Genomic DNA, 23,865 nt, shown 5'->3' on the forward strand with positions numbered 1-23,865 from the left:
AGGAGCACGCTTGGCTCCACCGAGTCATTCCGGGGCACGCGCGTCGGCGCGTGAACCCGGAGTGTCGATAGGGCGAACTACCCGCCGCCTGCCCCCCACACATGCACCCCCCACACGCCTTTGTGCGCGGGCGGGGTGCCGAGATAGCGCAGGGTCGGCATCTCGTCGAAGATCCGGCGTTCGCGCGGGTTCTTGTAGATCACGTAGTACTCGGCGCGGCGCAGCTTGAGCAGATTGTCGCGCACTCGCTGCATGATCTGGTGCGAGAACGGGTTGAACAGATACAGCACGAACGGCTCGTCCTGGAACGCGTAAGCGCCGGCGTCGCCGTGCACCACCGAGATAGTGTCGAAGCCGGCCGCTGCGGCGTTGGCCTTCGCGGTCTGCGCCAGCTCCTCGGCGAATTCGACGCCGATGCAGGATTTGAAGCCGAGCTCGGCGGCGACGATCAGCATCCGGCCCTTGCCGCAGCCGAGGTCGACGAAGCGATAGAGACGCGGATCGAGCCCGACAAACGCCAGCGCGTCGCTGAGCGCCGATGGATCGCTGGCCTGATAGCGCTCGCCGAAGCGGCGGCTGTCGTGGCTGATGGTGAGCCCGTGCAGCTCGACGGTGGAGCGGGTGTCGGTGCCGTATTTGGCATCCCAATCGATGGCAGTCCGCTGCGCGTCGCGCCCGGTCAGCAGGTCCAACAGCTTCGAGAACGACATCGCCTCGCCTCCCGGGTTCGTCAGCGTTTGGTCGATGTTGCGCAGGCCAGCGGCGGCGCTACGCTAATCGGCGGGCGACGCGATGTCGCTTGATTTCGCGCAAATCGCGGCGCGGGCGATCAACCTCGGGGAGTCGATGGCGGACAACAGCGATACTGCGCCGGGCCTGCGGAATGCGGACGGCTGGACGGCGATCGGCGGCCAGGCTGGCTCCAATGCCGGCGGCCTGTTCGCCGACCCGCACGGCCGCACCTGGTACGTCAAAACGCCGTCGAGCAACGATCATGCGCGGAGCGAGGTGCTGGCCAATCGGCTGTATCGGCTCGCCGGCACGAATGTCGCCGAGGTCGAGCTGGTGACGCGGAGCGGCAGCCTCGCGGTCGCAAGCGGGATGGTCCGCGGCGCCTCGCTCGGCGAAGCGCTGGCCTATCCGGAGAACGGCGTCGCCGCCGAGGTGTGCCGCGATTTCGCGGTCGATGCCTGGCTCGCCAATAGGGACGTGCTCGGCGTCGATCTCGACAACGTGCTGGTGACCCGCGACGGCGGCGTGGTGCGGATCGACCAGGGCGGCGCGCTGGCCTATCGCGCCCGCGGCGCGCGCAAGACCGACTTCGGCAGTGAGGTGATCGAGTTCGACACGCTGCGCGACGCCCGCACCAATGCGGTGGCGGCCAGCGTGTTCGGCGCGATGGCAAGACACGCACTCGCCGCTTCCGTCGCCAAGGTGGCACGGCTGACCGAGCCTGCAATCTCTGCGGTGGTCCGCGATGTGCTCGGCGACACCGACGACGCCCGCACGCTCACTGCGCTACTCTTGGCACGGCGCGACGACCTGATCCGCCGCGTTTCGGCGAGCGGCGCTGCGCCCGCGGTTGCCCGCGTCCGCGCGCTCGACACCATGGAGGAGTGATGGCGCCGCTGCGCACCAGCCAGACCCATCCGCTGCAGATCGCCGAAGTGCGCGCCGGGCCGGACCACGGCCGCATCGGCATCACCTTCTGCCCCGGCAAGCACGATCATTCGGCGCTGACCGGCGGCTGGGCCCGCGATCTTGCCGCCGACCTCAACGCGATCCAGGCCTGGGGCGCACGGCTGGTGATCACGCTGGTCGAGCCGCGCGAACTGGAGCTGCTGAAAGTGCCGGAGCTCGGCCTTGAGGTGGAGCGCCGCGCGATGCAGTGGCTGCATCTGCCGATCCCGGACTATCACCCGCCGACCGCGGAGTTCGAACGTCGCTGGGCAACCGAGGGCCGCCTGATCCGGCAGCGGCTGCGCGCCGGTGACGACGTCCTGGTGCATTGCAAGGGCGGGCTCGGCCGCGCCGGCATGATCGCGGCGCGGCTGCTGGTCGAACTCGGCGTGCCGCCGACCACCGCGATCGCGCAGGTGCGCGCCGCCCGCGGCCGCGGCGCGATCGAGACCAGCGCCCAGCAGGCGGTGGTCGAACGGGCACAACCGATTCCTTGATTGGCAGCGGCGGCGCGATCCGCCGCAGCGGCGTTTTTCCGCAGCGCGTGACCGTGTCAAAGACGCTTCACGCCCGATCCGCTAGATGCGCCGCTTCAAGGCGCAAGCCGCGCCGCAACCGGATCCTGCCGAATGAACGACCTGCCGCCGCCCACCCCGCCGATGCCGCTGATCCGCAAAGGCTTCCAACTGATCGAGAACGCCTTCCTGCTGCTGATCGGCACCTTCGCCGTGGTGGCGATGGCGCAGGAAGTCTACGAGACCGTGCTGAACGTCCGCGTCACGCTGAAAGAGCTGCTGCTGATGTTCATCTATGTCGAAGTGATCGCGATGGTCGCGGTGTACTATGAGAGCAAGAAGATCCCGATCACGCTGCCGATGTTCATCGCCATCACGGCGATCTCGCGACTGCTGATCCTGCAGGGCAAGGACCAGCCGCCGGCGAATCTGCTCTACGAGAGCGGCGCGATCCTGATTCTGGCGATCGCCTGCGCGGTGATTTCCTACCGCCCGCCCCGACATAGCCACCACGATCACGGGCACGCCAAGTCCGCTCATCCCGGGCAAGACCAGCAGATCTGACCGGCCGCGGAAGATGGCACCGTCTGTCCGTTCTGTACGATGGCCACTGTCCGGCATGAACCGGACAGGGGTCAGTGTCATGTCAAGTTGACAAGGGGCACTGTCACGATAATGTGACTGCGCGAGAGAACGCCGTGATCGGCACCGCCACTCCAGGTTGGAGCGGCACCGAAACGGAGGTCTCAACCGGAAGCGAATGGTCCGGATGACGCGCGACAGTCCTGAGGGGGGCCTCGCGAATTGGTCAGACGGACCAGACGACCCGGTCGCTGCTAGCGGCACTTTACGCGTGCGAACAGCACGCATTGATCGAAGTCTCTCAGGAGGTTTTTACAATGGCAGACGATCCGAACAAGGTCTGGCCGACCGGTCTGACGATCGCGGAATCGGAAGAGCTCCACAAGCATGTGATCGACGGCACGCGCATTTTCGGCGCGATCGCCATCGTCGCTCACTTCCTGGCGTATGTTTATTCGCCCTGGCTGCACTAAGGAGTAGATGCAATGAATCAAGGTCGTATTTGGACCGTTGTGAACCCGGGCGTCGGCCTGCCGCTGCTGCTCGGCAGCGTCACCGTCATCGCGATCCTGGTGCACTATGCTGTTCTCAGCAACACCACCTGGTTCCCGAAGTACTGGAACGGCGCCACCGTCGCCGCCCCGGCCGCTGCGCCGGCGCCGGCTGCTCCGGCCGCCAAGAAGTAAGCTTCTTACTTCTTCGAAGCTGACAAGACGCCCGTCGTGACCTCTCGTGCGGAGGTCCCGGCGGGTGTTTTGTATTTGGCGGCATCTTGAGGGCCGCAGCATGATGCGACGACAGGCTGATGACCGCTGCATGTCGCGACAGGCGCGCCTCCTCGCCGAGTCACGCACTCCGATTGCGCGTATGACGCACAACGCGAAGACTCGCGTCGGTTGAATTCACACGCTTCCGGCACTGCCGATCGAATCCGCGTCACCACACCGCGACATCGGGCTTGGATTTGGTCGAAATTGGAACGAGTCGAGGCTCGGGCCAAATTGCGTTCGTTATTGTGCCGCAATGGTTTTTGCGATTCATGACAGCGCCTTGGATCGCGGAAAAATCGTCCCCGTCATTGCAACTTCATCGCCGCTCCGCACTTGGGCCGCATTGGCCCGACATGGTGCCTGCCGTAACTGAAGGAGACGACGATGACTGCCAACGAACCGCCGAAGTTCGATCCCGAATACGTCGCGACGCTGCGCGAAGTGCTCGATATCGCGGTCGAGCAGATCGCGGCGGAGCACCGCACTCCGGCCACCAAAGCGATGATGGCGCAAATCATCGTGCAGAACGCCGCCCGCGGCGTCACCGACGCACACGAACTGGTCGACGACGCCGTCCGCGCCGGCTCGATCGGCGCGCCATAATCCAATCGTCACGCTTCATCCCCACGCGCCGCGGCCTTCGCGGCGCGTTTTGATTCGGAGGAACGCGATGGCACGCACAACGCCGCGCGTTCCTCATCAAGCCGTGTCATTCCGGGATGCGTGCGAAGCGCGCAGACCCGGAATCTAGAGATTGTAGCGAAGGAAGAAGCAGCGAGGTGCGCGGCGGCGCCACTCCATGCGACGTCGAGATTCCGGGTTCACGCGCTGATGCGCGTGCCCCGGAATGACTCAGCGGGGATAGGTCAGCCGCCGAATGCCACGCGCGTCCCTCACCACACACCGTCATTCCGGGATGCGTGCATCAGCACGCAGACCCGGAATCTCGCGGTTGTAGCGAAGGAAGAAGCAGCAAGGTGCGCGGCGGCGCCACGCCATGCGACGTCGAGATTCCGGGTTCGCTCGCTGACGCAAGCGCCCGGAATGACTCAGCGGGGGTCGTTCAGCCGCCGAACGCAACGCGCGTCCCTCACCACACACCGTCATTCCGGGATGCGTGCGTCAGCACGCAGACCCGGAACCTCGCGGTTGTAGCGAAGGAAGAAGCAGCGAGGTGCGCGGCCGGCGCCGCGCCATGCGACGTCGAGATTCCTGTATCTGCGAGGTGCTGGTGCATAGTCAGCGCGACGGAGGCTGCTCGGTAGATTCCCGGCCGATCATCTCGCCGTAACCCGGTGCGGGCGCCTCTGTCGGTGTTGCTTGATCGAACAGTCGCACGGGCATTGCCGTTGCGGTGATCGCCCGCATACAGGACCGATCCCATGACGATTGCAGTGCCGCTTGCGGTTGCGGCCGGCGTCGATGCCGGCCAACGTTTCCTCGATGTCGCGCTGGCTCCGTCGGGCCAGACCTTCCGGATGCCTAATCTGGCCGAGGGCATCGCCGAGATCATCGCCCGCCTCGAACGCTCCGGCGTCAGGCGGGTGGTTCTGGAGGCGATCGGCCCCTATGCCGAACCGCTTGTCAAAGCGCTTTCGGTCGCCGGATTCGAAGTCGGTATCGTCAATCCGCGCCGGATCAAGGCGTTCCGCGAGGCCGAAGGCGGTCGCGCCAAGACCGACAGGCTGGACGCGCGGCTGATTGCGCGCTTCGCTCTGATCATGCCCGAGACCCTGCGCCCCCTGCCCACCGACACCCAACTCGAGCTTAAAGCGTTGTCGCTCCGACGCCGCCAGCTCACCGAGATAATCGCGATAGAGAAGACCCGGATGAAGCAGGTCCGTGGCACGCTCCTGCTCGATAGTCATCGGGCCGCGATCACCGCGTTGTCGGCCCAGTGCCAAGCCATCGAGGCCGAACTCGCCAAGCGCATCGGCGACGACGCCGAACTCCGCCGCGTCCTTCACATCCTCAAATCGATCCCCGGCATCGGCGAACGGGTGGCTACGCTCCTCATTACCGACCTACCCGAACTCGGCCAGCGCGATCGCAAGGCCATCGCCAGCCTCGCAGGGCTCGCGCCCCACGTCAGCCAATCCGGCGCAGCGCCACCTCGCGCCGCCATCGCCGGCGGGCGTCCTTGCGTTCGCGCCGCCCTCTACATGGCCGCCCTGGTCGCCGCCCGCCACCACCCCAAGCTCCGCGACGACTACAACGCCCTTCGCCTGCAAGGAAAACCCGGAAAGGTCGCGCTCATCGCAATCGCCCGAAAACTGCTCGTCACAGCCAACGCACTCGTCAAAGCCGACACGCCATATCAAGGCAAGACGCTTGACACATGAGACAGTCGCCGGGTTCACGCGCTGATGCGCGTGCCCCGGAATGACTTGGGAAGGTCGGGAAAGTGCTCGAAGAGGGCGGAAGCGTGCCGGCGCCGCGCCGCTCAGGCGCGGGCACCGTGGCCGTTCTAACTACTCGCCCCAGGCCTTGAAGGCGTCGTTGAAGGCGCGTTCGCCGGGGCCGCCTTTTTCGATGGCGATGATGGCGCGGCGGCCGTTGCTATAGACGATCGGCACGTCGAACCAGGAGCGCTCCTTGAGGAGCTGCAGGTTGCGGGCGCGGTCGGCTTCGACATTGCTGAGGCCGACCAGGAAGAACCCGTCGGTGACCTTGACGGCGAGCCCGGCGAGCGGCGTGCCGCGCGACTGCTCGTTCGACTTCATCAGGATGCCCGGCACATTGGAGACGCCGCCGCCGGGGAAATCCGCGGGCAGGATGAAGGTCAATTCCGCGGTGTGGCTCGCCGGCAGCGAGGTGTCGGTGTTGCGGCGGAACGACATCGTCATCTTGAACGCCCGCTCGGGCACCTCGATGTCGGCGCGCACCGCGATGTCGGCGCCGCCCTTGGCGCTGGCGCCCTTCACCTGCTCGGTCTTCCACACCACCGTGCCGACGTACTGCTTACCCTTCGGATCGTTGGGATCCTCGTCGTACAGCACCACGCGCTGCGCCACCGGCGCAGCCTGCTCGGTCGAGGGCTGACCGACCCGGTCGGTGATCTTCGGCCGCTCGGTCGACGGCGCCGGCGTTGCAGGCGCCGCGGTCTGGGTCGAGGGCGAGCGCATCATCGACATCAGGCTCGACACCATGCCCGGTCCCCATACCAGACCGGCGCCGATCAGCATCGCCACCACGCCGATCACCAGCGCGGTGCGCAGCGGGAATTTCGACGGCTTGCGGCTCCCCTTCAGCTTCGGCTCGGCCTGCGCACGCGGGGCAGCCGGCGGCGGCGTGTAGCGCGCCGCCTCGTCAGGCGATTCGTCGTAGGAGTACGGCGCCTCCGGATCGGAGCGGTTCTCCATCGTCGGCTCAAGCCGGTCGAATTCCGGCGACGGCGCGACATTGGCGTAGGTCTTGCGCGCCGAGCGATTGGCCTGCGCGGCGGCGCGGCCGAGATCGTCAAGATCGGCGGTGACGTCGCGGAAGCCGCGCAGCCCCGGCGAATTGGCGGGCGGCGGCGGCTGGTTCGGCAGCGGGCCACGACGCGGCGGCGCGGCGGGACCACGGCCGGGCAGCGGCGGCTCCGGCGGAATCGGTGGCGGATCGACCCGCAGCGTGCGGGACGGCCTGGACTCGTCCGTGTCTTCGGCGGCAACCGGGTCTTCGGGATTGCGCGGACGCACCGAGGACGGCAGCTCCGGCTCCGGCATCGAATTCGGCGGAGCGCCGCGATTAACCTGTGGCGGCGGATCGCCCGGACGGCCGAGCGGACGGCTCGACGCACGCAGCGCATCGCCGGGACGCGGCGGGTCGCCCGGACGGCCGCGGCCCTTGAGCTCGGCGCGCGAGGCATCGCGGGCGCGCTGCGCGGCCTCGGACTCGACCTTGCGCACCGCCTCTTCGAGCGCCAGGCGCTCGCGGGTGATTTCGGATTCGGTGAGCGGCGGCTGCACGCCGCGCAATTGCGCGATCAGAGCCGCGCGCGCCCGCTCATAGATCGCGCGACGTTGCTCGCCCGGAGCGCTCGGATCCAGGCTCGAAATAGCGCGTGCGATCAGCGGATAGTAATCAGCCATCTCGACTCAATTTACGATGTCTTTCGGTAACATCTTATTAAGCCTCGAACGGGTTCTGCACCAGGATTGTGTCCTCGCGCTCCGGGCTGGTGGACAACAATGCCACCGGACAGCCGACCAGTTCCTCGATGCGGCGAACATATTTGATCGCCTGCGCCGGCAGCTCCGCCCAAGAGCGGGCATTCGCGGTCGGCTCCTTCCAGCCTTCGATGGTTTCGTAGATCGGCTCGACCCGCGCCTGGGCGCCCTCGCCGGCAGGCAGGTAATCGATTTCCTTGCCGTCGAGCTTATAGCCGACGCAGACCTCGACGCTGTCGAAGCCGTCGAGAATATCGAGCTTGGTGAGCGCCAGGCCGTGGATGCCGCAGGTCCGCACCGTCTGGCGCACCAGCACCGCGTCGAACCAGCCGCAGCGACGTTTGCGCCCGGTGTTGACGCCGAACTCCTTGCCGCGACGACCGATCTCTTCGCCGATCTCGTTGGTCAGCTCGGTCGGGAACGGACCGGCGCCAACGCGCGTGGTGTAGGCCTTGCAGATGCCAAGTACGTAGCCGACCGCGCCCGGGCCCATGCCGGTGCCGGTCGCCGCCTGCGCCGCGACGGTATTCGACGAGGTGACATACGGATAGGTGCCGTGGTCGACGTCGAGCAGCGCGCCTTGCGCGCCCTCGAACAGGATGCGCTTGCCTTCGCGGCGCTTGATGTCCAGCAGCCGCCACACCGACTCGGCGTAGGGCAGAAGATGCGGCGCCATCGCCGACAGATCGGCCAGGATCTGGCCGGCGTCGATCTCCGGCTGGCCGAGGCCACGGCGCAGCGCATTGTGATGCGCCAGCAGCCGTTCGATCTTGGTGGGCAGAGTGTCGAGGTCGGCGAGGTCCATCAGCCGGATCGCGCGGCGACCGACCTTGTCTTCATAGGCCGGGCCGATGCCGCGCTGGGTCGTGCCGATCGCGCCGGCCTTGGCGGCATTCTCGCGGGTGGCGTCGAGTTCGCGATGCAGCGGCAGAATCAGCGTGACGTTCTCGGCGATACGCAGATTCTCCGGCGAGATCGCGACGCCCTGGCCCTGCAGCTTCTTCACCTCATCGAGGAAGGCCTGCGGATCGAACACCACGCCGTTGCCGATCACCGCCAGCTTCGACGGCCGCAGCACGCCCGAGGGCAGCAGCGCCAGCTTGTAGGTCTGGCCGTTGATCACCAGGGTGTGGCCGGCATTGTGACCGCCCTGGAATCGCACCACGATGTCGGCCTGCTCCGAGAGCCAATCGACGATCTTTCCCTTGCCTTCGTCGCCCCACTGGGCGCCGACCACGACGACATTGGCCATTTCGAGAAGGTTCCCCTGCCACTCTATCGGATGAAGCACGATCGCGGCGCGCCGGTGGCGACGATGACGGATCGGGCTTGCGCGCCCAGGCAAACACGGCCGTGGCCGCTCGCATACGAGGCACGGCACCGGATAACGGATGCAGGCTTGCGACGCAAGCGAAACGCCTGCGCCACGGCGCTGCAACGCATTGTATCCCCTCTGAAATCCGTCACCATCCAAACCCGCCAAAGCGGGGCTGATGCGCTCGGCCGCGACGACCGTCGATCGACCCGGACGCAATACCGTTTTGGCGTCAAACGCTGGCCCGCTGGTTCGGCGCCCGCTTGGCCCCCTTGCGGAGGACGATGAAGCGGACCCCGATGGTATCGCCCTCGACCCGCACCAGCTCGCAGCGCCGATAGGCGGTGCCGTTCGGTGTCAGCACCAGGAAAAACTCGCGCAGATTCAACCCGGCCATCGATGTCTTCAGGATCAGCTTGGCGCCGGTCTGCGAGATGTCGGCGATGGCGCAATCGCGGCGCCAAGTGCCGTCGACCGCGATCATCACCGAATCCATCGCGGTTTCGAACCGGACACGCGGATCTTTGCGGTCGCCATAGGTCACGCTCGGCTCCGTGCAATTTCTGGCGCCGCAACGACGTTGTCGCGGCCAATCGTTTTGCTCTGAAATCCTCAAGTCGAACCCGCCGACGGCAGCCACTCGCGGGCTCGGCTTCGCGCAAGCAAAGCAGGCCCCTGGAACGATCACTCCCGTCGGTTGTGGCGAAGCGTAGTTCACAACCACTTCCAATTCGTAAAATGTGATGCATATGTTTCGCATTCGCATTCACGATGCGTTGACCTATCCGCTGTGCTGACGCGATCGGCTCCGGCACTGGCGGCCGCGCGGATTTTTGGTTCTGATCGGATCAGAACCGGGGCCTCGTCTGGAATTGATGTGTTTTGTTCACGCGAACCGGTGTCCACTTCGCGGCGGAACGCTCCAGGAGACCGCATGGACAGCATCAAGACTCAGGGACTCAACGTGCCCAAGCTCGGGCTCGGCACTTTCAAGCTGCAGGGCAAGGACTGCCACGAGGCGGTGCTGACCGCGCTCGGCCTCGGTTATCGCCATATCGACACCGCCGAGATGTACGCCAACGAGGATTTCGTCGGCGACGCGCTGGAAGACACCGACGTGCCGCGCGATCAGATTCATCTCACCACCAAAGTGTGGTGGACCAACCTCGCGCCGGACGCGATCCGCAAGGCGTTCGACCAGAGCCTGCGCAAGCTGAAGACCGACTACGTCGACTTCTATCTGATCCACTGGCCGGCGCCGGACATGAACCTCGGTGCCGCGCTGGAAACGCTGCTGAGGATCAAGGACCAAGGCGGCGCACGCGCGATCGGCGTCTGCAACTTCCCGGTGGCGCTGATGAAACAGGCAGTGGAGGAGATCGGCGCGCCGATCGCCTGCAATCAGGTCGAGTATCACGTGCTGCTCGGGCAGACCAAGCTGCTGCCTTATCTACAGAGCAAGAGCATTCCGCTCACCGGCTACGCGCCGCTGGCCCAGGGCCGGCTCGCCTCTTATCCCGAGCTGCAGGCGATCGCCGACAAGCACGGCGCCACTGCGGCGCAAGTGGCACTGGCCTGGCTGCTCGACCAGGAGGGCGTGATGGCGATCCCGAAAGCGCGCAGCGAAGCCAACCAGCGCAGCAATCTCGGCGCGCTGAAGATCAAGCTCGACTTCGACGACCGCGCCGTGATCGCCAAGCTGCCGAAGAACCAGCGCTTCGTCACCCCGGCGTTCTCGCCGAAGTGGGATGCGGAGTAAGCGGCGGGCTGATCGCTGCAACAGAGCCGGGCACGTATTAGCCCCTCGCCATTCCGGGGCGCTCACGCCAGCGAGCGAACCGGAATCCAGAAGTGCAAGTCCACTCTCCCCGCCCCACACCTCCAGATTCCGGGTTCACGCGCTGTCGCTCGCGCCCCGGAATGACGGTGTGAAGTAATAGCCGCCGTGGGTGTCGTCGCCCCAGATTCGTCATTCCGGGGCGCGCGCAAGCGCGAACCCGGAATCCGGAGATGCTGGCCGGACAGCCGTGCCCCATGGCCGCGAGAGTCCGGGTTCGCTCGCTGGCGTGCGAGCCCCGGAATGACGGTGCGGGGGACATGATGGCGTTGCATTGCGTCGGCTTGCGCGCAGTGACAATGTGCGCGCCGGCGCATGCTGGTGCGCCGTCCTGCTACCTGCCCCGAGTCCCCGCCATGTCGAAATCCACCCGCGCCACCCAGATGCTGGAGAAGCTCGGCGTCGCCTTCAAGCTGCACAGCTATGAGTACGATCCGAACGCCGAGGCGATCGGGCTTGCGGCGGCAGCGGCTGTAGGAGTGGAGCCGAAGCGGATGCTGAAGACGCTGATGGCCGAGCTCGATGGCAAGCCGGTGTGCGCGGTGATCGCGTCCGACAAGGAAGTCAGCATGAAGAAGCTGGCGGCCGCGCTCGGCGGCAAGAGCGCCAAGATGATGAAGCCGGCCGATGCCGAGCGGCTGACCGGCTATCACGTCGGCGGCATCTCGCCGTTCGGGCAGAAGAAGCGCGTGCCGGTGGCGATCGACGACGCCGCGCTCGCCGAAACCACCGTGTATCTCAACGGCGGCCAGCGCGGCCTGCAGATCGAGCTCGATCCCAACGCCGCCGTCACCGCGCTTGGCGCCGTGGCGCGCCCGATCGCAGCGGACTGACAGGCCGGTTCGCCGCCGCGCATGCTCGCGATGCGTGCAGGCTGCTTGTGATCTGTGCAAAAACCCGTATTGCTGGGCCAAATCTCAAAGGGAGGCGGCGTTCTGCTGATGCGGGCATGGCCGGGCGTGCGCGCCGCTTCCGAGCACCGGGCCTGCTATGACCACCACGACGCCGCCCGCTGAAGCGCCCCGCTTCGGCTGGATCTCAGACCAAGCCTATCTGCTGCTCAGCCTGACGTCGCTGTTCTGGGCCGGCAACGCCATTGTCGGCCGCGCCATCGCCGGCCACTTCCCGCCGGTGACGCTGTCGTTCCTGCGCTGGACCTGCGCGTTCCTGATCGTCGCGCCGTTCGCCTGGCGTCACCTGATCGCGGACTGGAAGGTGATCCGCCGACATCTGCCGCTGATGGTGTCGGTGTCGGTGATCGGCATCTCGACCTTCAACACGCTGCAATACACCGCGCTGCAGTACACCTCGGCGCTCAACGTGCTGCTGCTGCAATCCACCGCTCCGCTGTTCGTGGCGCTGTGGGCGCTGATCGTGCTGCGGATGCGGCTCACGCTGACCCAGGCGATCGGCATCGGGTCGTCGATGATCGGCGTGGTGGTGATCATCCTGCACGGCAACATCGCCGAACTCGCCGCGATCGATCTCAACCGCGGCGACGTGCTGTTCGTCTGCGCGCTGGCGAGCTTCGGGCTGTACACCACGCTGACCCAGAAGCGGCCGCCGATGCACGCGCTGTCGTTTCTCGGCTTCACCTTCGGCTGCGGCGCGCTGTTTTTGATTCCGCTCGAAATCTGGGAGCTCAGCACCAAGCCGCTGCCGGCAGTCGATTGGCGCAATCTCGGCGCGCTCGCTTATGTGGCGGTGTTCCCGTCGATCCTGGCCTATCTCTGCTACAACCGCGGCGTCCGGCTGATCGGCGCCAACCGCTCGGCACCGTTCTTCCATCTGGTGCCGTTGTTCGGCTCGGCGATGGCGATCCTGTTTCTCGGCGAGCAGCCGCACCTCTACCACGCCGTCGGCTACGCGCTGGTGCTGACCGGCGTGGTGATCGCGGCGCGCAAGCCGAAGACGGCGTGAGCGCCCCGGCGCTCACTTCACCGGGATGTGAAACTTGCTGAACGCCTCGCGGGTGCAGATGATCAGGTGGTCGGCGCAGGCGTTGCGCCGATGCGGCTCGCACTGGCTGAGATATGCCGGCGACCGCATCATCGCCATGAACGCCGCGACCGTCGGGTAATACACCAGCGAGACATAGTCCCAGGGCGCGGGATCGGAGCGCCCGAGCGCGATGCCCTTGGCGTTGCCGTTCCACAGCAGCATGCCGCCATGCTCCTTGATCAGCGCCACCTTCTGGGCGCTGTAGCGCAAGTAAGCATCCCAGCCGGTGCCGTCGCCGTCTCCGGACTGCTCGTTGAACCGCAGCAGGTTCACCATCACCACCGGACCCGGATCGTCCCGGTCGAGCGCCGTCAGCCCTTCGATGTTCAACTCGTCGATACTCATCTTCGCCCCACTCGATCCGTGCGCCAGCATGCGCGGATCGCCGGCGACGTGGTAGCCGATTCTTTGCCGCGGCCAACCGCGCCGCAGCAACGCTTCCACCCGCGCGGCGCATGGAACTCACCGCACGCGCAAACACTCGCGACGCATGCCAGCAATCCGCCGCGCGCCTCTTTTGCGCCGACGTGAATTCAGGCACGAAGACCAAAATGGTTCCCTTGCCCTGGCCCTCGATTTGATCGCCTGGTCCCGCTCCGCTTTCGGCTGGCTCGCCCACCAGCCCTATCTGCTGCTCAGCCTGACCTCGCTGTTCTGGGCCGGCAACATCGTACTCGGCCGCGCGGTGGCCGGCCATGTGCCGCCGGTGACGCTGAGCTGCGCGCGCTGGGTCGGCGCGATGCTGCTGCTGTTGCCGTTCGCCTGGCCGCATCTGCGGCACGACTGGCGCAAGCTGCTGCACCACTGGAAGCTGATGATCGTGCTGTCGGCGACCGGCTTCGCGATCAACAACGCGCTGTCGTATTGGGGGCTGCAATACACCCAGGCGCTCAACGCGCTGCTGATGCAGTCCTCCGGGCCGCTGTTCGTGGCGCTGTGGTCGCTGCTGCTGTTCGGCGTGCGGCTGACCTGGATGCAGGCGGCCGGCATCGCTCTGTCGCTGCTCGGCGTGCTGACCATCATCCTGCGCGGCGACTTCGCGGCGCTGGCAGGCATCGAACTCAACCGCGGCGACCTGATGGTGGCCGGCGCGCTGTGCGCGTTCGGGCTGTATTCGGCCTTGATGCCGAAGCGGCCCGCAACGCATCCGCTGTCGCTGATCGTGGTGACGACCGGCTTTGGCGCACTGCTGTTGCTGCCGTTCAGCGCCTGGGAATACGCCAGCGGCGTGCGGCCGAGCGCCGACTGGCTCAGCGCCGCGACGCTCGCCTATGTGGTGATCTTCCCGTCGATGCTGGCGTATCTCTGCTTCAACCGCGGCGTGGCGCTGATCGGGCCAAACCGCTCGGCGCCGTTCCTGCATCTGATGCCGGTGTTCGGCTCGGTGATGGCGATCGTACTGCTCGGCGAAAAGCCCGAGCTGTTTCACCTCGCCGGCTACACCATGGTGGTCGCAGGCGTGTTCATCGCCGCCCGGCGGTGACGGAACGCACAGCCGTCAGGCCGCGCGCACCGTATGCATGAACTTGCCGACTTCGAGCTTGAGCCGGTTACTCTCGCCGGCGAGCGACTGCGCAGCATGCAGCACTTCGCCGGCCGCAGCCCCGGTGCCGCTGGCGCCGTAGCCGGCGATGTCTCTCAAGATCCGTGTAATGCTGCCGTTGATCGTTCTCGCGCTCGCGGCCACCGCCATGACGCTCGCCGGTTTCGAGCGCGCGACGCGGTGGATTTCGATGGTGGGGTTCGCCGTTGAACGCCGGGCATCACGCCAATCGCGGCGACTCGACACTACCTACGCGCGTATCAATCTTCGTTAATCGCAAGCTACGTATGAGTCCTTAGCGACGAAAGGCGAAGACCTCTGTCGCTTGTTACTTAAACCCTCAAAATACTGCGGCGCCGCCGTGCGAGACGGCGGCGCCGAGCGCGTAACCGCAACTGACGACAGCCAGGTCAGGCGGCGCGGATGGTGTCGAGGAAGCGCGCGACTTCACGCCGGAGCAGATTGCTGTCGCCGGCGAGCGACTGCGCCGCCGCCAGCACCTGCGACGACGCACTGCCGGTCTCGCTGGCACCGCGTTGCACGTCGCTGATATTGCCGGTCACCTGACTGGTGCCGCGCGACGCCTGCTGAATGTTGCGCGAAATCTCGCGGGTCGCGGCGCCCTGCTGCTCGACCGCGGACGCGATCGACCCGGCGATCTCGGAGATGTGGCCGATGGTGTCGGTGATCTCCTTGATGGCCGTCACCGACTCGCCGGTGGCCGACTGGATGCCGCTGATCTGCGCGCTGATCTCGCCGGTCGCCTTGGCGGTCTGCTCGGCGAGCTGCTTGACCTCAGCGGCCACCACGGCGAAGCCGCGGCCGGCCTCGCCGGCACGCGCCGCCTCGATCGTGGCGTTGAGCGCCAAGAGGTTGGTCTGGCCGGCGATGGTGTTGATCAGCTCGACGACGTCGCCGATCCGGGTCGCGGCCTTGGCGAGCTCGCCGACGCGGTCGTTGGTCTTCTGAGCCTGGTTGACCGCCTCATTGGCGATACGCGAGGACTCCTGGACCTGCCGGCTGATCTCGTCGACCGAGGCCGACATCTCCTCGGTCGCCGTGGCAACCGACTGCACGTTCGACGAGGCTTCCTCGGACGCCGAGGCGACCATCGAGGTGAGTTGCTGCGAACGCTCGGCCGTCGTCGTCAGCCGGCCGGCCGAGACTTCGAGTTCGGTCGAGGCCGACGACACCGTTTCGACGATCTTGCCGACCGCGGATTCGAACTTGTCGGCCATGTCGTTCATGTCGCGACGCCGCGCCAGATCGGCACTGGCCTGATCCTCCGCACGCTGCGCGATACTCCGCTTGAGCTCGCCCTGCATGGTGCGCAGCGAGGCGGCGAGCACGCCGACTTCGTCGGCCTGTTCGATCGCCAGCTTCTGGTCGAGCTCGCCCTTGGCGATGCCGTCCGCAAAGGTGGCGCAATCGCCGATCGGACGGGCGATGCTGCGGGCTGCGAACGCGATCACCGTAATGGCGAGCACAACAACCAGGATGCCGGCGCCAAGCTGCCAGAACATCGCCGAGTTGGCGCGCTCGTTCAGCGCGGTGTCGAGCTCATGGGCCGAGGCCAGCACCACTTTGCGCGGCACCGAGATCAGCACCGACCACGGCGTGCCGGTCCGTCCCACCGAGATCGGCGAGTACACCTCGACGTTATCCCACTTCGGATCGTCGAGCACCGTGCCCTTGCCTTCCTTGACGATCGCCAGGCTCTCTGACCAGCGCGGATCGGCGCTCGACGCCGCCTTGCCGATCGATTCCGGATTGGCGCTGTTGGCGACGATCAGGCCGGTGTCGTTGAGGATCGCGACCTTGCCCTTGCCGCCGAACAGCGAGCGGTTGGCCTGGGTGGCGAGCTTCTGCACGAAGTCGAGATTGTAGTCCGCGCCGGCGACGCCGACGAACTTGCCGTCGATCTTGATCGGCACCGACATGGTGGCGAGGAACACCGCCTTGCCCTGCACGATGTAGGGCAGCGGGCCGAGGATGTTCTCCTTGCCGGTTGCCTTCGGATTGATGAACCACGCGCCCTTCACCAGGCCGTTCGGGTGCCGCTCCTGGCTGTCGTATTCGACCAGCGGCTGCACCGCGATCGAACCGCTGGCGCTGCGGGTCCAATATGGCAGGAAGCGGCCGGTGCTATCCGAACCCATCGTCTGGCGCCCCTTGAACGCCACGTCGTTGCCGTCGAGCGCGTTCGGCTCCCAGGCCGAGTAGGTGCCGTTGAAGGCCGGGTTCTGCTCCAGCGTGTTCTTGAGCACCGCGTTGAGCTGCAGGCGGCGGTTGCCGTCGGTGGTGCCCGCATTGTTCGGATCGGCCAGCACCTCGAAGGCGTGCGCCATGTTGCGCGCGGAGTCGAGCCCGAGGTCAAGCTCGGCCTTGATCACCGAGGCTTCCGAGGTGGCGCGGTTGAGCAGGCTTTCCTTGGTCTGCTGATCGACCAGCTTCATCACCTCGGCGGTGACGTAGTGGTGCGTACTCTGCGCCGACAGGACGCTGTAGCCGATCAGGATCAGGCTGGCGCCGGTCAGGCAGAGGCCCGCGACCAGCGCAATCTTGACCTGAATTTTGCGGATGGATTTGAACGAGAACGACATGAGGCACTCCTAGGAGAGCCCCATGCTGATTGCCGGCTATTTGGAATTGTTTAAGCAAACGCCTCGTGCGGTTACGAGGAAAGCCGGTTCCCGACTAAGACTTAGGTCTAACATCGCGTGTAGCACCGCGACTAAGCACCGCCGATCAGGATGCCGACGCCGAGCACGATGACGCCGCCCAGCACGATCTGGAACACCGCGTGCAGGAACGGCGTGTCCATGTATCTGGCGCGGACGTAAGCGATCACCCACAGTTCGACGAACACGACCAACGCGGCGATCCCGGTCGCGATCCAGAACGCGTTGGCCCAACTATCAGGGACGAGATACGGCAGCGTGTGACCGAGGCCGCCGAGCGTGGTCATCAGTCCGCAGATGCCGCCGCGCAGCCACGGCGAGCCGCGCCCGGTCATCGAGCCGTCGTCGGACAGCGCTTCGGCAAAGCCCATCGAGATGCCGGCGCCGATCGAGGCGGCGAGACCGACCAGGAAGGTCTGCCAGTTCTGATGGGTCGCGAAGGCGGCGGCGAACAGCGGTGCCAGCGTCGACACCGAGCCGTCCATCAGGCCGGCGAGTCCCGGCTGGACGTATTGCAGCACGAACATCCGCCGCGCGGCGTGATCCTCGGCGCTGCGCGCATCGGGGGTGAGGATCTTGTCGGTGAGCTGGGTGGCGCGCTGCTCGTGGCGCTTCTCGAACTCGGCGAGGTCGGACAGCAGCTTGCGGATGTGGACGTCGGTGGCGCGTTCGGCGGCACGCTCGTAGAAGCGCTGCGCCTCGAACTCCATCGTCTCGGCTTCTTTGCGGATGCGGTCGAGCGGCAGATTGCGGGTCAGCCAGATCGGGCGGCGGCGGATGAAGCCTTTGACGTCCTCGCGGCGGATCGGCGGCAGATCCGGCCCGAACCGCTGTTCGTACATCCGCAGCAGCATGTGGCGGTGGCCCTTCTCCTGCTGCGCCATCTCGGTGAACACGCGCGCGGAATCGGGGTAGCGCTCGGCCAGATCCTCGGCGAACGCGAGATAGATCCGGCTGTCTTCCTCCTCGCCCGAGATGGCGACGGCCAGGATTTCACGCTCGGTGAGGTCGGAAAACGCCTTCATTTCAGCACCCGCAAGTTTAGAACGCTTCTAAATAGGATCGCCGGCCAGGGGAGTCAAAGCCAAGCTCGGCGGCGGGTAGCCAATTGGTCGCAGGGGCCGTCATCGTCGCTTCATCGATCCGTCAGGCCTCTGTGACCGAGCGCCGCCACAAGACCGGCTTTCCATTCCAGGAGGCTGTTCATGCGAAAACTACTGCTCGGCTCGGTCGCGGTCTTTGCGCTGGCGACGTCCGCCGCGCTGGCGCAAACCGAAGGCGAATTTCCCGCGACCCTCGCTGGCCATGCGGTGCTGCCGGCGACCTCGTTCGTCGATGCGCCGGCCGATGCGCCGGCGGATCTGAAGACCTCGGGCAAGTACACCACCGGACAGCGCGTCGAGGCCCAGGGCAGCGTGATGGGCAAGTCCAACGGCCGTCCGACCGGCGTGTCGGTGCCGTTCAAGGGCCAGCCGCTGCAGGGCCATTCCGGCATCAAGGCGATGCCGGACGGCACCTTCTGGGTGCTGACCGACAACGGTTTCGGCTCGCGCTACAACTCGGCCGACTCGATGCTGTATCTGGACAACTACAAGATCGACTGGGCGACCGGCGCGGTCGACCGCAAGCAGACCGTGTTCCTGCACGATCCAGACAAGAAGGTGCCGTTCCGCATCGTTCACGAGGACACCGACAAGCGCTATCTGACCGGCGCCGACTTCGACACCGAAGGCTTCCAGATCATCGGCGACCGGTTCTGGATCGGCGACGAGTTCGGCCCCTACATCATCGAAGCCGACCTGACCGGCAAGATCGTCGGCGTCTACGACAGCATGGCCGACGGCAAGCCGATCAAGTCGCCCGATCATTGGTCGGTGCAGTCGCCCGGCGCGCCGGGTGCAACCTACACCGGTGTCAACCTGAAGCGCTCCAAGGGCTATGAAGGCTTCGCCGCCTCCAAGGACGGCAAGTTCCTGTACGGCCTGCTCGAAGGCCCGCTGTGGGACGCCGACAAGAAGGATTGGGAAAAGGTCGACGGCAAGGAAGCCTCGCGCATCCTCGAATTCGATGTCGCGCAGAAGAAGTTTACCGGCCGCTCCTGGCACTACGTGTTCGAGCAGAACGGCAACGCGATCGGCGACTTCAACATGATCGACGCCACCCACGGCCTGGTGATCGAGCGTGACAACGGCGAAGGCACCAAGGACAAGGCCTGCCCCGAAGGCAAGACCGGCACCGACTGCTTCAATGATCTCGCCAAGTTCAAGCGCGTCTACAAGATCGAGCTGACCGATGCGAACGCCGGCAAGCCGGTGAACAAGATCGGCTTCATCGATCTGATGAAGATCCGCGATCCGGACAAGAAGGCGAAGAAGCCGCTGACCGACGGCGTGCTGGCTTTCCCGTTCTTCACCATCGAGAACGTCGACAAGGTGGACGACCGCCACATCATCGTCGGCAACGACAACAACCTGCCGTTCTCGTCGAGCCGCGATCCGAACAAGGCCGACGACAACGAGTTCGTCCTGCTCGAAGTCGCCGACTTCCTGAAGGCGAAGTAAGCGCTGAAGGCGAAGGAACTCACTGTGTCGTTCCGGGGCACGCGCATCAGCGCGTGAACCCGGAACCTCGCGGTGCCGATCCAAGGGGCCGCTTCAACATCTCCAGATTCCGGGTTCGCGCCTGTCGGCGCGCCCCGGAATGACGTTGCGATAGGAGGTCACCGCTTCGGCGCACGAAGCCCGCGCCCGTTGTCGTCACGCCGGCGGCGACATCCAGCGGGTCAGGCGCGCGAACATGCCTTTGGTCGGCACAGCCGGCGGCGTGTCGTCGGCGGATTCGAGGCGGCCCAGAAACTGTTCGAGAAACCGCGCATCGCTGATTTCGATCACGACGAAATCCGTATCTCCGGTCGAGACCGTGTAGACGTAGCGTAGGCCGGTCGCACGCGGCGGCGCGCCGACGCCGGCCAGATCCTTGGCGATGGTCACGCCATCCGGATCGATGTCGCGGGCGATCAGCGCGCGGGTGAGCCACGCCAGATTGCCGACGAATTCAGGTTCGAAAGCGACGGTGCCTTGCAACATCATGGGCATGCGTTGTCTCTCGTCCTTCAGCGCATCCCCCCAGCAGAGAATTGTCACCGCTGGAGGCGAAAAGGTTCAAGCCCGGCGCGCGATCACGCGGCGCGGATCTTGCGCAGGAAATCGTCGACCGCCGATTGCAGTGCACCCGACTGGCTGTCGAGCGCGCGGGCATGCGACAGGACTTCCGAAGCCGCGTCGCCGGTCGCCTGGGCGGCGGAACTGACGCCGCCGATATGATCGCTGATCTCGCTGGAACCGGCCGCGACCGATTGAATGTTGCGTGCGATTTCCTGCGTCGCAGCACCCTGCTGCTCGACCGCCGTCGCAATCGCCACGGTGATCTTGTTGATCTCGCCGATCGTCGCGGTGATGCCGCCGATCGACTCCACCGCACTCGCGGTCGAGGACTGCATCGCAGCGACCTGCGCGGAGATTTCTTCGGTCGCCTTCGCGGTCTGGCTCGCCAGCGCCTTCACTTCGCTCGCCACCACCGCAAAGCCGCGGCCAGACTCGCCGGCGCGCGCCGCTTCGATCGTGGCGTTGAGCGCCAGCAGATTGGTTTGCGACGCGATCGAGTGAATCAGTTGCACGACTTCGCCGATCTTCTCGGCACTGACCGAGAGCTGCATCACCGTCCCGTTGGTCTGCTCCGCATCGCTCACCGCTTTGCTCGCAACCGAGCGCGACTGGTCGACCTGACGGGAAATTTCCTGCACCGAACTCGAGAGCTGCTCGGAGGCCGACGCCACGGTGCCGACCATGCCGGATGCCGAATCCGAGGCCGCACCAACCGCCGCCGCACGCGTCGATGCATCGGCCGCGGTCGAGGTCATCGACTGCGCGGTGCTTTGCATGTACCGCGTGGCGTCGGCTACGCTCCGCACCACGCCATTGACGCTGCGTTCGAAATCATCGGCGATGCTCTGCATCAGCGCGCTGCGCTCGGCCGCGGCGCGGCGCTGCGCCTCCTGCTCCTGCTGTTCGAGCCCGCGGATACGGATCGCGTTGTCCTTGAACACCTGCACGGTCTGCGCCATCGCGCCGATTTCGTCGCCGCGGTCGACGCCGGGGATCGGCGCGTCGAGCTGCCCTTCAGCCAGCGACGTCATACGGGTGCCGAGCGCGCCGAGTGGCTGGGTGATGCTGCGGCTGATCAGCCACGCCACCAGGGCACATACGACGCCGATGCCGACGATAACGACGCCGAGCCAAGTCAGAAGCGGCTTCAGCTTGGCGTTGATGTCCTGCAAGTAAACGCCGGTGCCGACGAACATGTCCCAGCCGGGAATCGCAGCGGCATACGACACCTTGCGCAACAACTCGCTGCTGCCGGGCTTCATGAATTCGTAGATCAGCGTCACGTCGCCCTTGGCGGCAACGCCGTCGCGTAGTTCGCGCACGATCTTGCGGCCCCCGGTCTCGACGTCGAGCCGGTTGGTGCCGATCATTTTCGGATCCGACATCACGACGACCGATCCGTCCATTTTGTAGGCGAAGAAGTAACCGTTGGTCCCGTCGTAGGTCATGCTTTGGGCGCGCTGCTGGAACTCGGCGATCGCCTGCTCCTTGGTGAGCTTGCCGGCCGCGACCTGCTTCTGCAGACCGACCGCCATGTTCAGCGCGCTTTCGACCAGTGCCTTGGTCTGCTCGAACCGCTCGTTGCTCATCTCCCGCTGTAGCATCGACGCGGCAAACAGGCCGGACGCCACCAGGCCGAGCATCGCCACGCCGACCAGGATGCCCAGCTTCGGCGAGATCCGCAGATTCGTGAACTTCACAGCGATCAGCTCCTACGCATTTCGAGACTAGCTGTGAGGAGCGTTACGAGCTCAGGGTGTCCAATCGGTTTAATAGTTCACTCGTAGGAACCCGAGGGTTGTTTCCCTGACCTGCTAAGGCCTTAGAAACAACGACGCCCCTGGCAGACCGTCGGATCTGCCAGGGGCTAAAGAATTGCGATCGCGGGAGCCGAAGCTCCCGCGAGTTAGGCGGCGCGGACCTTGCCGAGGAAGTCGTCGACCGCGCGGCGGAGTTCGCCGGACTGGGCGTCGAGCTCTCGGGCGTTGGCGAGCACCTGGCTGGCGGCCGAACCGGTGGCGCTCGCCGCTTCGGTGACGCCGCCGATATGCATGCTGATCTCGGTGGATCCCGCCGCCACCGATTGGATGTTGCGGGCGATCTCGCGGGTCGCCGCGCCCTGCTGCTCGACCGCGGTCGAGATCGCCATGGTGATCTCGCTCATCTGCGCGATCGTCGCGGTGATGCCGCCGATCGACTGCACGGCGTCGTTGGTCGAGGACTGCATCGCCGCGACCTGCGCGGAGATTTCTTCGGTCGCCTTCGCGGTCTGGCTGGCCAGCGCCTTCACCTCGCTGGCGACCACCGCAAAGCCGCGGCCGGATTCGCCGGCGCGGGCGGCTTCGATGGTGGCGTTGAGCGCGAGCAGGTTGGTCTGCGACGCGATCGAGTGGATCAGCTGCACCACCTCGCCGATCTTCTCGGCCCCGGTCGCCAGCAGCTTGACGGTCTGGTTGGTGAGCGCGGCGTCGTCGACCGCCTTGCCGGCGATCTCCCGCGACTGCTCGACCTGGCGCGAGATCTCGGTGACCGAGGCCGACAGCTCCTCGGCGGCCGATGCCACCGTGCTGACGTTGTTGGAGGCGCTGGCCGAGGCCGACGACACGGTCGCAGCGCGGGCGCTCGCATCGGTCGCGGTCGCGGTCATCGACTGCGCGGTCTGCTGCATGCCGGAGGTCGCGGTGGCGACCGACTGCACTACGCCGTTGACGCTGTGCTCGAACTCGTCGGCGAGCTGCTCCATGGCGGCGCGGCGCTCGGCTTCGGCGTGCTCCTTGGCGGCTTCTTCTGCACGCTCGAGGTCCCGAATCCGCAGTGCGTTGTCCTTGAACACCTGCACAGTCTTGGCCATCTCGCCGACTTCATCGCCGCGTTCGATGCCGGGGATCGGCTGCTCCAGTTCGCCATGCGCCAGCGAATCCATCCGGGCGCCGAGCTTGGCGAGCGGGCGGGTGATGCCGCGGGCGATCAGCACCGCGAACAGGCCGGCGACGATGGCGATCGCGAAGATCGCGCCGCCGAGGGTCCAGAAGATCGGCTTCAGCTTGGCGTCGACGTCGTCGAGATAGGCGCCGGTGCCGACGAACATGTCCCAGCCGGGAATTGCCAGGCCGTAGGACATCTTGCGGATGTTCTCTTCGGTGCCGGGCCGGCGGAAATCATAATACAGCGTGACGTCGCCCTTCGTAGCGACGCCGTCGCGCAGCTCGCGCACCAGATAGCGGTCGCCGGTCGGCGTGTTCATCCGGTTGGTACCAATCGCCTTCTTGTCCGGGGTGGCGATGGTGACGCCGTCCATGGTGTAGGCGAACAGATAGCCCTGACCGTTGTCGTAGGTCAGCATCGCGGCATCGCGGGCGAACTGGGCGACGGCCTGCTCCTTGGTCAGCTCGCCGGCCTCGACCTTCTTCTGCAGGCCGATCGCGAGGTTGCGCCCCATCTCGGTGATGGCTTTGGCCTGCTCGAACCGGGCGTTGAGCATCTCACGCTGCATCATCACACCGGCAAGGATACCGGCCACGCACAGACCGATCATGGTACCTGCAACCAGCAGGCCCAGCTTCGGCGTAATACGAAGATTACTGAATTTCACGGACTTCTCCCGAGATGCGCCACCGCGCGAG

Annotated in this window: 24 protein-coding genes; 13 read left to right on the plus strand and 11 right to left on the minus strand. The window is 65.9% G+C overall.

What is annotated here, in order from left to right:
• Positions 1-77: 77 nt before the first annotated feature.
• Positions 78-710 carry a class I SAM-dependent methyltransferase gene (locus HZF03_RS21430; RefSeq protein WP_119018979.1) on the minus strand — a complete coding sequence of 211 codons (633 nt, stop codon included), beginning with the start codon at positions 708-710 and terminating at the stop codon, positions 78-80.
• An 82-nt stretch (positions 711-792) separates the two neighbouring features.
• On the opposite strand from HZF03_RS21430, the gene HZF03_RS21435 reads away from it, so the two are divergent.
• The 7 genes from HZF03_RS21435 to HZF03_RS21465 all read left to right on the plus strand — a co-directional run bounded on the left by HZF03_RS21435 (position 793) and on the right by HZF03_RS21465 (position 5,889).
• Positions 793-1,620: a type III effector HopAG1 gene (locus tag HZF03_RS21435; protein WP_234832272.1), complete on the plus strand. Its 828-nt coding sequence runs from the start codon at positions 793-795 to the stop codon at positions 1,618-1,620.
• Positions 1,620-2,177: a cyclin-dependent kinase inhibitor 3 family protein gene (locus tag HZF03_RS21440; protein WP_119018980.1), complete on the plus strand. Its 558-nt coding sequence runs from the start codon at positions 1,620-1,622 to the stop codon at positions 2,175-2,177. The genes HZF03_RS21435 and HZF03_RS21440 overlap by 1 nt, the downstream gene beginning before the upstream one ends.
• A 132-nt stretch (positions 2,178-2,309) precedes the next feature.
• On the plus strand, positions 2,310-2,759 hold the full coding sequence (locus tag HZF03_RS21445; protein ID WP_119018981.1) for a phosphate-starvation-inducible protein PsiE: 450 nt from the start codon (positions 2,310-2,312) through the stop codon (positions 2,757-2,759).
• Positions 2,760-3,094: 335 nt separating this feature from the next.
• Complete coding sequence (gene pufB / locus HZF03_RS21450) at positions 3,095-3,250, plus strand: light-harvesting antenna LH1, beta subunit (RefSeq protein ID WP_011157052.1); 156 nt, start codon at positions 3,095-3,097, stop codon at positions 3,248-3,250.
• 12 nt (positions 3,251-3,262) lie between these two features.
• Positions 3,263-3,463, plus strand: a complete 201-nt coding sequence (locus HZF03_RS21455; protein ID WP_011159826.1) for a light-harvesting protein — start codon at positions 3,263-3,265, stop codon at positions 3,461-3,463.
• A gap of 468 nt (positions 3,464-3,931) precedes the next feature.
• The gene (locus HZF03_RS21460; protein ID WP_011159827.1) at positions 3,932-4,150 is read left to right on the plus strand and encodes a hypothetical protein; all 219 of its coding nucleotides are present in this window, start codon (positions 3,932-3,934) and stop codon (positions 4,148-4,150) included.
• Positions 4,151-4,929: 779 nt separating this feature from the next.
• A complete protein-coding gene (locus HZF03_RS21465) occupies positions 4,930-5,889 on the plus strand; it encodes an IS110 family RNA-guided transposase (protein ID WP_119018982.1) in 960 nt (319 codons plus the stop codon).
• Between the two features lie 129 nt (positions 5,890-6,018).
• Here HZF03_RS21465 and HZF03_RS21470 read toward each other — a convergent pair whose 3' ends face one another.
• The 3 genes from HZF03_RS21470 to HZF03_RS21480 form a co-directional block, all read right to left on the minus strand.
• Complete coding sequence (locus HZF03_RS21470; protein ID WP_119018983.1) at positions 6,019-7,623, minus strand: hypothetical protein; 1,605 nt, start codon at positions 7,621-7,623, stop codon at positions 6,019-6,021.
• A 37-nt stretch (positions 7,624-7,660) separates the two neighbouring features.
• Positions 7,661-8,953 (minus strand): adenylosuccinate synthase, encoded by a 1,293-nt coding sequence (locus HZF03_RS21475; RefSeq protein WP_012497510.1) that lies wholly within the window; start codon positions 8,951-8,953, stop codon positions 7,661-7,663.
• A gap of 295 nt (positions 8,954-9,248) precedes the next feature.
• Entirely contained in the window at positions 9,249-9,560 is a 312-nt protein-coding gene (locus HZF03_RS21480; protein ID WP_012497511.1) for a PilZ domain-containing protein, read from the minus strand.
• A 390-nt stretch (positions 9,561-9,950) separates the two neighbouring features.
• Between HZF03_RS21480 and HZF03_RS21485 the strand changes: the two genes are divergently transcribed.
• The 3 genes from HZF03_RS21485 (at position 9,951) to HZF03_RS21495 (ending at position 12,773) form a co-directional block, all read left to right on the plus strand.
• Positions 9,951-10,775, plus strand: a complete 825-nt coding sequence (locus HZF03_RS21485; protein ID WP_119018984.1) for an aldo/keto reductase — start codon at positions 9,951-9,953, stop codon at positions 10,773-10,775.
• Positions 10,776-11,209: 434 nt separating this feature from the next.
• Positions 11,210-11,686, plus strand: coding sequence for a Cys-tRNA(Pro) deacylase (gene ybaK / locus HZF03_RS21490; protein ID WP_107345882.1), 477 nt, complete (start codon positions 11,210-11,212; stop codon positions 11,684-11,686).
• Between the two features lie 157 nt (positions 11,687-11,843).
• A complete protein-coding gene (locus tag HZF03_RS21495; protein WP_119018985.1) occupies positions 11,844-12,773 on the plus strand; it encodes a DMT family transporter in 930 nt (309 codons plus the stop codon).
• 12 nt (positions 12,774-12,785) lie between these two features.
• Here the strand turns inward: HZF03_RS21495 and HZF03_RS21500 are convergent, their stop codons facing one another.
• Positions 12,786-13,199: a DUF1330 domain-containing protein gene (locus tag HZF03_RS21500; RefSeq protein WP_119018990.1), complete on the minus strand. Its 414-nt coding sequence runs from the start codon at positions 13,197-13,199 to the stop codon at positions 12,786-12,788.
• A gap of 232 nt (positions 13,200-13,431) precedes the next feature.
• Here HZF03_RS21500 and HZF03_RS21505 point away from each other — a divergent pair, with 232 nt between their 5' ends.
• Positions 13,432-14,337 (plus strand): DMT family transporter, encoded by a 906-nt coding sequence (locus HZF03_RS21505; protein WP_119018986.1) that lies wholly within the window; start codon positions 13,432-13,434, stop codon positions 14,335-14,337.
• Positions 14,338-14,352: 15 nt separating this feature from the next.
• On the opposite strand, the gene HZF03_RS21510 is transcribed toward HZF03_RS21505, so the two are convergent.
• Positions 14,353-14,496, minus strand: coding sequence for a hypothetical protein (locus tag HZF03_RS21510; protein WP_165858145.1), 144 nt, complete (start codon positions 14,494-14,496; stop codon positions 14,353-14,355).
• A gap of 10 nt (positions 14,497-14,506) precedes the next feature.
• Here HZF03_RS21510 and HZF03_RS21515 point away from each other — a divergent pair, with 10 nt between their 5' ends.
• Positions 14,507-14,671: a hypothetical protein gene (locus HZF03_RS21515; protein ID WP_165858146.1), complete on the plus strand. Its 165-nt coding sequence runs from the start codon at positions 14,507-14,509 to the stop codon at positions 14,669-14,671.
• Between the two features lie 136 nt (positions 14,672-14,807).
• Here the strand turns inward: HZF03_RS21515 and HZF03_RS21520 are convergent, their stop codons facing one another.
• Positions 14,808-17,000 carry a methyl-accepting chemotaxis protein gene (locus HZF03_RS21520; RefSeq protein WP_119019053.1) on the minus strand — a complete coding sequence of 731 codons (2,193 nt, stop codon included), beginning with the start codon at positions 16,998-17,000 and terminating at the stop codon, positions 14,808-14,810.
• A gap of 131 nt (positions 17,001-17,131) precedes the next feature.
• A complete protein-coding gene (mbfA, locus tag HZF03_RS21525; protein WP_119019054.1) occupies positions 17,132-18,103 on the minus strand; it encodes an iron exporter MbfA in 972 nt (323 codons plus the stop codon).
• Between the two features lie 180 nt (positions 18,104-18,283).
• On the opposite strand from mbfA, the gene HZF03_RS21530 reads away from it, so the two are divergent.
• Positions 18,284-19,639: an esterase-like activity of phytase family protein gene (locus HZF03_RS21530; protein WP_012497518.1), complete on the plus strand. Its 1,356-nt coding sequence runs from the start codon at positions 18,284-18,286 to the stop codon at positions 19,637-19,639.
• 195 nt (positions 19,640-19,834) lie between these two features.
• Here the strand turns inward: HZF03_RS21530 and HZF03_RS21535 are convergent, their stop codons facing one another.
• From HZF03_RS21535 to HZF03_RS21545, 3 genes are all read right to left on the minus strand, one after another.
• Entirely contained in the window at positions 19,835-20,173 is a 339-nt protein-coding gene (locus tag HZF03_RS21535) for a hypothetical protein (protein ID WP_011159839.1), read from the minus strand.
• A gap of 83 nt (positions 20,174-20,256) precedes the next feature.
• Positions 20,257-21,942, minus strand: coding sequence for a methyl-accepting chemotaxis protein (locus HZF03_RS21540; protein WP_119019055.1), 1,686 nt, complete (start codon positions 21,940-21,942; stop codon positions 20,257-20,259).
• Positions 21,943-22,148: 206 nt separating this feature from the next.
• Positions 22,149-23,834, minus strand: a complete 1,686-nt coding sequence (locus HZF03_RS21545) for a methyl-accepting chemotaxis protein (RefSeq protein ID WP_011159841.1) — start codon at positions 23,832-23,834, stop codon at positions 22,149-22,151.
• Between the last annotated feature and the right edge of the window lie 31 nt (positions 23,835-23,865).

The organism is Rhodopseudomonas palustris (assembly GCF_013415845.1).
GTDB classification, from domain to species: Bacteria; Pseudomonadota; Alphaproteobacteria; order Rhizobiales; family Xanthobacteraceae; genus Rhodopseudomonas; species Rhodopseudomonas palustris_F.

What these genes read in the sequence shown, in the direction of transcription:
- HZF03_RS21430 (WP_119018979.1), bottom strand. Translation starts at nt 710, where the DNA reads ATGTCGTTCTCGAAGCTGTTGGACCTGCTGACCGGGCGCGACGCGCAG.
- HZF03_RS21435 (WP_234832272.1), top strand. Translation starts at nt 793, where the DNA reads ATGTCGCTTGATTTCGCGCAAATCGCGGCGCGGGCGATCAACCTCGGG.
- HZF03_RS21440 (WP_119018980.1), top strand. Translation starts at nt 1,620, where the DNA reads ATGGCGCCGCTGCGCACCAGCCAGACCCATCCGCTGCAGATCGCCGAA.
- HZF03_RS21445 (WP_119018981.1), top strand. Translation starts at nt 2,310, where the DNA reads ATGAACGACCTGCCGCCGCCCACCCCGCCGATGCCGCTGATCCGCAAA.
- pufB (WP_011157052.1), top strand. Translation starts at nt 3,095, where the DNA reads ATGGCAGACGATCCGAACAAGGTCTGGCCGACCGGTCTGACGATCGCG.
- HZF03_RS21455 (WP_011159826.1), top strand. Translation starts at nt 3,263, where the DNA reads ATGAATCAAGGTCGTATTTGGACCGTTGTGAACCCGGGCGTCGGCCTG.
- HZF03_RS21460 (WP_011159827.1), top strand. Translation starts at nt 3,932, where the DNA reads ATGACTGCCAACGAACCGCCGAAGTTCGATCCCGAATACGTCGCGACG.
- HZF03_RS21465 (WP_119018982.1), top strand. Translation starts at nt 4,930, where the DNA reads ATGACGATTGCAGTGCCGCTTGCGGTTGCGGCCGGCGTCGATGCCGGC.
- HZF03_RS21470 (WP_119018983.1), bottom strand. Translation starts at nt 7,623, where the DNA reads ATGGCTGATTACTATCCGCTGATCGCACGCGCTATTTCGAGCCTGGAT.
- HZF03_RS21475 (WP_012497510.1), bottom strand. Translation starts at nt 8,953, where the DNA reads ATGGCCAATGTCGTCGTGGTCGGCGCCCAGTGGGGCGACGAAGGCAAG.
- HZF03_RS21485 (WP_119018984.1), top strand. Translation starts at nt 9,951, where the DNA reads ATGGACAGCATCAAGACTCAGGGACTCAACGTGCCCAAGCTCGGGCTC.
- ybaK (WP_107345882.1), top strand. Translation starts at nt 11,210, where the DNA reads ATGTCGAAATCCACCCGCGCCACCCAGATGCTGGAGAAGCTCGGCGTC.
- HZF03_RS21495 (WP_119018985.1), top strand. Translation starts at nt 11,844, where the DNA reads ATGACCACCACGACGCCGCCCGCTGAAGCGCCCCGCTTCGGCTGGATC.
- HZF03_RS21500 (WP_119018990.1), bottom strand. Translation starts at nt 13,199, where the DNA reads ATGAGTATCGACGAGTTGAACATCGAAGGGCTGACGGCGCTCGACCGG.
- HZF03_RS21515 (WP_165858146.1), top strand. Translation starts at nt 14,507, where the DNA reads ATGCTGCCGTTGATCGTTCTCGCGCTCGCGGCCACCGCCATGACGCTC.
- HZF03_RS21520 (WP_119019053.1), bottom strand. Translation starts at nt 17,000, where the DNA reads ATGTCGTTCTCGTTCAAATCCATCCGCAAAATTCAGGTCAAGATTGCG.
- mbfA (WP_119019054.1), bottom strand. Translation starts at nt 18,103, where the DNA reads ATGAAGGCGTTTTCCGACCTCACCGAGCGTGAAATCCTGGCCGTCGCC.
- HZF03_RS21530 (WP_012497518.1), top strand. Translation starts at nt 18,284, where the DNA reads ATGCGAAAACTACTGCTCGGCTCGGTCGCGGTCTTTGCGCTGGCGACG.
- HZF03_RS21535 (WP_011159839.1), bottom strand. Translation starts at nt 20,173, where the DNA reads ATGCCCATGATGTTGCAAGGCACCGTCGCTTTCGAACCTGAATTCGTC.